We start from the raw sequence: 8,869 nt of genomic DNA on the forward strand, positions 1-8,869 counted from the left end.
CGAGCAATTGGTCATTTTTATTAACCAAAACAGTGAAAATATTTTTCATCTTTATCTCCGGTGGATTTGGATTTTTTTCCTCAATTTGAGGTAACTTTCTGTTTATCCCTGAATCGGTTTCAATAGTTGTTGTAACTAAGAAAAAGATTAAAAGTAAGAAAGCGATGTCCGCCATTGACCCGGCATTAACTTCCGGTGCTTTTCTCTTTGCCATACTTATTTTTTAATACGGTTATATCCGGTTAAAAACATTACCAAAATTGCAACTACTGCAATAATGTAAAAAGCATTCAAACCTGTACTCACCATTTTGGAAGTAGTAGCAGAAAAATCATCACCTCCAATCGTCATTGGTGTTGAATCAGCAAAAATATACGATACAACAATTAGTATTAAAAAGGCTCCAACACTAATAAATGTCTTTTTCAGCTCGCTACCTTTTTGAGAAATTAGATTTCTAATAGAGTAAAATAGTACTAATAAAATAGCTATTACAAACACTACATAAGAAAGATTAATCATTGGTGAAATAAGGCCTCCATCCATCTCTTCTGCCACTGTTATAGTGACCCAAAATATTATCGATAAAAAACTTACAACAAGTACTAATATCCTAGTTAATTTATTTAAATTCATAACAAAAGTTATTAGAAATTATTTTTTGTTTTTATAGTCCACGAGAATATCTACTAAACTAATAGATGAATCTTCCATATCATTTACAATAGAATCAACTTTTGCAATAATATAATTATAGAAAACTTGAAGTATCATCGCAACAATTAGACCAAATACAGTTGTTATTAACGCTACTTTAATACCTCCCGCTACTAAAGAAGCGTCCATATTACCAGCTGATTGGATTTTATCGAATGCAATAATCATCCCGATTACTGTTCCTAAGAATCCTAACATTGGAGCCAAGGCAATAAACAAAGAAATCCATGATATATTTTTCTCTAACTGACCCATTTGTACTCCACCGTATGCCACAACCGCTTTCTCTGCAGACTCAATACTATGATCTATACGGTCTAACCCTTGATAAAAAATAGAAGCAACAGGACCTGCTGTATTTCTACATACTTCTTTAGCAGCATTCACACCACCAGAAGCTAAGGCATCTTCTACTTGTTTGATTAATTTTTTGGAATTGGTTGTTGAAAAATTTAAATAAATAATTCTTTCAATAGAAATTGCTAAACCAAGAATTAAACATAATAAAATAGGGGCCATAAAACCGGGACCTCCTTCAATAAAACGCACTTTTACTTCTTGCGTAAATGATCTTTCTGTTGACTCTACAGTGTCTTCAGCCAAAGCTTCAGTAGCAGTTGCGTCTGCTGGAGTTGTTTCAACTGCTGCTGCTTGAGCAGTTGGTTCAGAAGTTTGAGTTGTATCTGATTGAGCTTGGGCCGTACCAAACATTAATAAACCAGAGATAGCTAAAATAGAAAATAGTCTTTTCATTTCTTTGTTCTTAATTTTAATTAGTTAACAGGTTAAAGGTATAAATTAATTTTTAATTATAATACAATTTTAAAATTATGCGGAGAGAAAGGGATTCGAACCCTTGATACCCTTTTGGAGTATACACACTTTCCAGGCGTGCTCCTTCGACCACTCGGACACCTCTCCTTGCATTTTTTAAAGCACGTATTTTAAGAGTGCCAAATAACAAAAAAAATCTCACTTGGAAAAATTTAATCCGTTATTTTTATGACAATTCTCCACGTAAAGAGGTTTCGAAAATGGTTTTGAACACTTTAGCTGAAACATTTTGCCCAATCAAATACATTAATTTTGTTATAGCTGCCTCAGTTGTAATGTCTTTGCCTGAAATTACACCGATTTTTTTTAGTAATGTACTCGTTTCGTAATGCCCCATTGACACACTGCCCCCCGAACATTGTGTCACGTTTATAACGTAAATTCCATTTTTTATTGCCTTTTTTAATAGTAAAACAAACCATTCATCCGTAGGAGCATTACCTGCTCCGTAAGTTTCAAGCACTACACCTTTCAATTCGGGCATTGAAAAGAGTGCATGCAGCACCGATTCATTAATCCCGGGGAATAATTTTATGATGACCACATTGGTGTCCATATATTTGTGAACCACCAAGCTTTTGGAAATAGAACTCTTTGTTAAAAGTTCGTGGTTGATTTTTAAATGCACACCTGAAACTACTAATGGCGGGAAATTGGGTGATGAAAAAGCATTGAAATGCTCTGCATTTATTTTTGTAGTTCGATTGCCGCGATACAGTTTATATTCAAAATACAAACATACTTCTCTAATAACGGGAACGCCGTTTTTTTGCAAAGCAGCAATTTGTATCGCTGTGATCATGTTCTCCTTTGCATCTGTTCGTAAATCACCAATAGGAAGCTGAGATCCTGTAAATACCACCGGTTTTGACAAATTTTCAAGCATGAAACTCAAAGCAGATGCACTGTAAGACATCGTGTCGGACCCATGTAACACAACAAAACCGTCAAAAGAATCATAATTGCTTTCAATAATTTCTGCTATTTCAACCCACCTGTGCGGATTCATATTGGATGAATCGATTGGGTGTTCAAAAGAAATCGTCTCTATCTCACATTCCAAAAGTTTTAATTCAGGAATACGCGTTAGTAATTTTTTAAAATTGAAGGCTTTCAAAGCTCCTGTCTCGAAATCTTTCATCATACCAATAGTTCCTCCGGTATAGATGAGTAATATTTTTGCCTTAGAGTGCTGGTTCATACTTCATTTTATTAACCACCGGATTGGCATACATAGCTAAGAAGCTCTCAACCATCGCTTGATTGTTGGCGTCAATTTTCATTTCCAATCTTCGTTCAAATAGAGATTTCTCATTTTCGGTATAATGAGCAGAGAATTTATCGAACTTATGCAACAAATCATAGGCTATAAAGTTGGTTGGCCAAAGTTTGTAGGTCGACAAAATTGAATCGTCGATTGTTTGAGCCAATGCTTGGATTTGTTTGTTGTTATTGTCAAATTCCGACTCAATCCAATCCAGCTCTTTATCCAAGACGGCACCCACATGAATATGAATCCGTTTTTTCTGACCCATAATCCCACTAAGCAAGGTTATAAAATCTTCATTCTTCTCCTTAATATATTTCTCGTTGTTTGCTTCGGCCATTAATTGAGGCATTTTCAAAGCATCGGTCGGGTCATATTCATAGGAAATGGAAACAGGGACGATTTTAATTTTTTTGAAATACTGCATCACGCGATCTTCATCCGATCCCATCGCCAGCATTTTCAAAACGCCTTGATGGGTAGCATCGTTACCGTCTTTCGTTCTTCCTTCACGTTGTGCAATCCAAACAGAACGATTCTCGCGTAATAATAACTGGGCAATATATTCCGCCATCAATTTGGAGCTTTGAAGCAGTTCACGTGGAGACAAACCACGTTGCACTAAAAAATTTCGATTGAGCTTTGATAATTTTAATAAAAAATCCTTTTTAACCAAATTATCTCCAATTGCCGAAGCAGTCATGACCAAACCATGATCATAAAGAGAAACATTTAATAAAGACGTATCTAAAATAATATCCCTGTGATTAGAGATAAATAAATAGGATGTGTTTTTTTCTAATTTTTCATAACCGGAAGTCGTCAAACCTTCGGAACTTCGCTCCAATACCTTTTGAACTGACTGGTAAATAAAATTAACTTGAAAATCACGTATCGAATGTGTTTTCTTTAATTGATTCATCCAATCATATTCTTCTGTTTCAGGAAAGGTAAAATTCATTAAAGCCTTCATCATCGGATGTTGAATCACCGAGCAAATTCCTTGGTTTACTTCACTGTCATAAAAAGGTCGAATCGAGTCAAATTTTGACATCATTAAGCTGTTTTGAATTCACAAATGAACAAATTTTTTGTGAATTATGTGTTACGATTCTTTTAAATACCAAAAATTGCTTTGGAATTGGCAGTGGTAATTCGTGCAACCTCTTCAACTGGAATTTGATATAATTCAGCAATTTTCTCGGCAACTAAACGAACATAACTACTTTCATTTCGTTTACCACGATACGGAACCGGAGCCAAATAAGGCGAATCGGTTTCTAAAACAATATGTTTCAAATCGATTTGGTTTAAAAACGTATCGATTTTACCATTTTTAAAGGTGATTACTCCCCCAATTCCTAACTTCATTTGGCACGAAATGGCTCGTTGGGCCTGTGCATAATCTCCCGTAAAACAGTGAAAAATTCCAAATAAATCATCGCTCTTTTCAGATTCTAAAACCTCAAATATTTCATCAAAGGATTCTCTGCAATGAATGACAATGGGTAATTTGTATTTCTTTGCTAACTGAATCTGTCGTTTGAAAGCTATTTTTTGAATATCCAAAGTCGTTTTATCCCAAAACAAATCGATTCCAATTTCACCGATGGCAACAAATTTTCGTTGTGCCAATTCATTTTCCACATGTTGTAATTCTTCTTCATAATTTTCTTTGACATAACATGGATGCAATCCCATCATTAAAAAAACATGGTCGGGGTGTTTTTTTTCTAAATCATACATGGAAGCGGTACAAGTGGAATCAATTGCAGGAATAAAAAAGCGAGAAACACCGGCGTCAATAGCTCGTTGAATCATTTCTTCTCTGTCTTGATTGAATTCTTCAGAATATAAATGGGTGTGTGTATCGGTCAATTGCATAAGTAGTTGTAAAGTAGCAAAGATACAAAGTTGTAGTGGGTTTGCCGAAAGAATGCATGAATAGCTTATTTTTGACTTTCTAAAAAGTTACGATGAAAAATTTACATGACGTTTTGAAAGGCAAAGGCTATAAAAAAATACCATTTAAAGTTTCAAAAACGCAGCATTTATTGATCAAAGCAACGATTAACGGCATTAAAGGCAATTTTATATTAGATACGGGGGCTTCCAATAGCTGCATCGGATTTGAAAATGTAGCCTACTTTAACGTCTCTTCAAAAGCTTCTAAAACAACCGCTTCCGGTGCAGGTGCCGTAGGTATGGAAACACATCTTTCTGAAAGTAATACTTTGAAATTAAGCCGTTGGGAAACCTCCGATTTTACTTTGGTCATCTTTGATATGAGTCATGTAAATGAAGCTTTGCGACAATATAAAGCCAAACCGGTTCATGGAATTATTGGTGCTGATATATTATTATCGGGAAAAGCAATTATCGACTATTACAACCATTATTTATATTTGATTCATAAAAAAACCCGATAACAACTGTATCGGGTCTTCTACTATATTGCTTAAAAACTACAGTTCTAAGGCTTTTTTAGGATTGTTATCCATCAAAATTTCCACAGGATTTTCCAATGCCTCTTTTACCGCTACTAAAAACCCAACCGACTCACGTCCGTCAATGATTCTATGGTCGTATGACAAAGCAACGTACATTACGGGAGCAATCACAATTTGTCCGTTTTTCACAATCGCACGATCTACTACATTGTGCATTCCAAGAATTCCCGATTGCGGTGGATTGATAATTGGAGTTGACAACATACTGCCAAATACGCCACCGTTTGAGATGGTAAATGTTCCTCCGGTCATTTCGTCAACCGTAATTTGTCCGTCACGAGCTCTAATTGCCAATCGTTTAATTTCAGCTTCAACACCTCTAAAAGAAAGTGTTTCTGCATTTCGCATGACCGGAACCATCAATCCTTTTGGACCGGAAACTGCCACTGAAATATCACAAAAATCGTACGCAATTTTTTCCTGACCGTCAATCATGGAATTAACATCCGGATATAATTTTAGAGCACGCGTTACGGCTTTTGTAAAAAACGACATAAAACCTAAACCTAAACCGTGTTTGTCTTTAAATGAATCTTTATATTCTGCACGCAGAGCATAAATTGCAGTCATATCAACTTCGTTAAACGTAGTTAACATTGCTGTTTCATTTTTTGCTGAAACAAGTCTCTCAGCAACTTTACGACGAAGCATTGATAACTTGGTTCGCTCTGAACCTCTGTTTCCTCCGGTTGGAGTTCCCATTGACGGAACGGCATTTACTGCATCATCTTTTGTAACTCTTCCACCTTTGCCGGTTCCAACGATATCGGATGGTTGAATGTTTTTTTCGTCTAATATTTTACGGGCAGCTGGCGAAGGTGCTTGTGTTGCATAGGTTTTCTCAGCAACAGGAGCAGCTTTAGGTGTCTCCGCTTTTTTCTCTTCAACTTTTGGTGCTTCGGCTACTGGTTTCGTCTCAACTTTTGATGTATCATCGCTTGGTTTTGCAGCAGCAGTATCGATTAAACAAACAACAGCTCCAACAGCAACCGCGTCACCTTCTGAAGCTTTTAGAGTAATTATTCCGCTGGCTTCTGCCGGTAATTCCAAAGTTGCTTTGTCTGAGTCTACCTCAGCAATAGCTTGATCTTTTTCAACATAATCGCCATCTTTTACTAACCATGTAGCAATTTCAACTTCTTTAATTGATTCGCCCGGTGATGGGACTTTCATTTCTAAAATCATGTCTATTATTTTGTTTAAAGTTTAAATTGTTTCAGGTTTCAGGTTATGAGCCACTTGAAACTTGAAACTTGAAACGAATTTTATCTAAATAAATTTTTATCAAATACCATTCTGATGGCATCTGCATGACGTCTTCTGTCTCGGGTATGGCTGCCGGCAGCTGGTGCTGCATACGCTTTTAATGATGCTAATCGCCATTTTACCAAGTCAAAATTCATCAACATATAGCTGTAAGCTCCCATGTTTTTAGGCTCTTCTTGGGCCCAAACATAATCGTCTGCATTTGGGTAACCGGCAATGATCGTTTTTAATTGTTCAACCGGCAAAGGAAACAACTGCTCGATTCGTACCAAAGCTACTTCATTTCTTCCTAAGTTTTCTCTTTCGGCAAGAATGTCGTAGTAAAATTTACCGGTACAGAACACCAATGTTTTTACTTTTCTCTTATCTACAGAGTTATCATCAATAGTTTCTTGGAAACTTCCGTTGTACAACTCTTCTTTGGTTGAAATGCAAGAAGGATGACGTAATAAACTCTTAGGTGAAAATACCACCAATGGTTTTCTGAACTTCGTTTTCATTTGTCTACGTAACAAATGGAAGAAGTTCGCAGGAGTAGTACAATCAGCTACATACATATTGTGACGGGCACATAATTGTAAATAACGCTCCATTCTGGCAGATGAATGTTCGGCACCTTGACCTTCATAACCATGCGGTAACAATAAAACAATACCGTTTTGGTTGTTCCATTTGTCTTCCCCGCAAGAAATGTATTGGTCAATCATAATTTGTGCCCCATTGGAGAAATCTCCAAATTGTGCTTCCCAAATCGTCAAAGCATTCGGATTGGCTAAGGCATAACCGTAATCAAATCCTAAAACACCATATTCGGAAAGGAACGAGTTAAACACATTGAACTTCCCTTTTTTATCTTTTAATCCGTTTAATAAGATTACTTCTTCCTCACTGTCTTCCACTTTCACCACTGCATGACGGTGTGAAAAAGTGCCCCGTTCAACATCTTGTCCGGAAATACGAACATCATATCCTTCCATCAATAGAGTTCCGTAAGCCAATGACTCAGCAGTACCCCAATCTATAACATCGTTGTCATACATTGTTTTCCTATCTGTTACAATTTTGCTGATTTTACTTATGAATTTTTTATCAGCCGGCAAAGTAGAAATAGTATCAGCAATGACTTCTAATTTCTTTTTATCGAAAGTAGTTGTTACTTTTTTCAACATTTCATCATCACTAACTTGAACAAATCCTTTCCATTCATTCAGCATAAATGGAGTGATGATAGTCAACGCTTTTTTTCTGGAAGCTTCTAAATTTTGATCTAATTTAGCTTTGTAATCGCTTTCAATTTTATTGATGTAGGCTTGGTCAACAATCCCATCAATAATTAACTTTTCTGCATAAATATCTCGCGGATTTTTATGTCGAGCGATTATTTTATATAAAACCGGTTGCGTAAATCGAGGTTCATCGCCTTCGTTGTGACCGTATTTTCTGTAACCTAATAAATCAATAAACACATCTCTACCAAAAGTCATTCGGAAATCTAATGCAAATAACATTGCATGAACTACTGCTTCGGTATCATCAGCATTTATGTGTAATACAGGTGAAAGCGTCACTTTTGCAACATCGGTACAATAAACTGACGAACGAGCATCTAAATAATTGGTGGTAAAACCTACTTGGTTATTGATAACAATATGAATGGTTCCGCCTGTCTTGTAGCCATCAAGTTGCGACATCTGAACGATTTCATAGACTATTCCCTGACCGGCAACAGCGGCATCACCATGCACGGCAATAGGTAATACTTTTGAAAAATCATTTGGAAAATATTTATCTTGTTTCGCACGGGCTATTCCTTCAATTACGGCTCCTACTGTCTCCAAATGCGAAGGATTCGGTGCTAAATTGATGTTGATATTTTTTCCTGATTTTGTTTTTCTGTCAGCCGTTAAACCTAAATGGTATTTAACGTCTCCGTCAAAATATTCTTTGTCGTAATCTTTCCCGTCAAATTCTGAGAAAATGTCTTGGGTTTCTTTCCCAAAAATATTGGCCAATATATTCAAACGCCCACGGTGTGCCATTCCCATCACAAATTGTTCTACGCCTCGTTCCGCAGCAGTTTCAATTAATGCGTCTAAAGCAGGAATGATACTTTCACCACCTTCTAATGAAAATCGTTTTTGACCTACATATTTGGTGTGCAAAAAGTTCTCGAAAGAAACCGCTTCGTTTAATTTATCTAAAATATGTTTCTTTTGGTCTGCTGAAAAATTGGGTAAATTATCATTGATATTCAATCGGTTCTGAATCCATTCAA

Annotated in this window: 9 protein-coding genes and 1 tRNA gene; 1 reads left to right on the forward strand and 9 read right to left on the reverse strand. The window is 36.2% G+C overall.

Annotated features, from left to right (window positions below; genetic code table 11):
• The 7 genes from ACIQ2S_RS08590 to ACIQ2S_RS08620 all read right to left on the reverse strand — a co-directional run.
• Positions 1 to 214 (reverse strand): ExbD/TolR family protein (locus tag ACIQ2S_RS08590; protein WP_396175001.1); only part of this gene is annotated, 214 nt, incomplete at its 3' end.
• A gap of 2 nt (positions 215 to 216) precedes the next feature.
• Complete coding sequence (locus ACIQ2S_RS08595) at positions 217 to 558, reverse strand: hypothetical protein (protein ID WP_396175003.1); 342 nt, start codon at positions 556 to 558, stop codon at positions 217 to 219.
• 96 nt (positions 559 to 654) lie between these two features.
• Entirely contained in the window at positions 655 to 1,470 is an 816-nt protein-coding gene (locus ACIQ2S_RS08600) for a MotA/TolQ/ExbB proton channel family protein (protein WP_396175005.1), read from the reverse strand.
• An 80-nt stretch (positions 1,471 to 1,550) separates the two neighbouring features.
• Positions 1,551 to 1,638, reverse strand: a tRNA-Ser gene (locus ACIQ2S_RS08605).
• Between the two features lie 79 nt (positions 1,639 to 1,717).
• Complete coding sequence (locus ACIQ2S_RS08610) at positions 1,718 to 2,752, reverse strand: asparaginase (protein ID WP_396175007.1); 1,035 nt, start codon at positions 2,750 to 2,752, stop codon at positions 1,718 to 1,720.
• On the reverse strand, positions 2,736 to 3,872 hold the full coding sequence (locus ACIQ2S_RS08615; RefSeq protein WP_396175009.1) for a 1-acyl-sn-glycerol-3-phosphate acyltransferase: 1,137 nt from the start codon (positions 3,870 to 3,872) through the stop codon (positions 2,736 to 2,738). Before ACIQ2S_RS08615 ends, ACIQ2S_RS08610 begins: the two co-directional genes overlap by 17 nt.
• 62 nt (positions 3,873 to 3,934) lie before the next feature.
• The gene (locus ACIQ2S_RS08620; RefSeq protein ID WP_396175011.1) at positions 3,935 to 4,702 is read right to left on the reverse strand and encodes a TatD family hydrolase; all 768 of its coding nucleotides are present in this window, start codon (positions 4,700 to 4,702) and stop codon (positions 3,935 to 3,937) included.
• A gap of 92 nt (positions 4,703 to 4,794) precedes the next feature.
• Between ACIQ2S_RS08620 and ACIQ2S_RS08625 the strand changes: the two genes are divergently transcribed.
• On the forward strand, positions 4,795 to 5,247 hold the full coding sequence (locus tag ACIQ2S_RS08625; RefSeq protein WP_396175013.1) for a retropepsin-like aspartic protease: 453 nt from the start codon (positions 4,795 to 4,797) through the stop codon (positions 5,245 to 5,247).
• A 36-nt stretch (positions 5,248 to 5,283) separates the two neighbouring features.
• On the opposite strand, the gene odhB is transcribed toward ACIQ2S_RS08625, so the two are convergent.
• Positions 5,284 to 6,513, reverse strand: coding sequence for a 2-oxoglutarate dehydrogenase complex dihydrolipoyllysine-residue succinyltransferase (odhB, locus tag ACIQ2S_RS08630; RefSeq protein WP_396175015.1), 1,230 nt, complete (start codon positions 6,511 to 6,513; stop codon positions 5,284 to 5,286).
• A gap of 80 nt (positions 6,514 to 6,593) precedes the next feature.
• On the reverse strand, positions 6,594 to 8,869 hold a 2,276-nt coding region (locus ACIQ2S_RS08635), incomplete at its 5' end, for a 2-oxoglutarate dehydrogenase E1 component (RefSeq protein WP_396175017.1).

This window comes from Flavobacterium sp., assembly GCF_044371705.1.
Lineage (GTDB): Bacteria > Bacteroidota > Bacteroidia > Flavobacteriales > Flavobacteriaceae > Flavobacterium.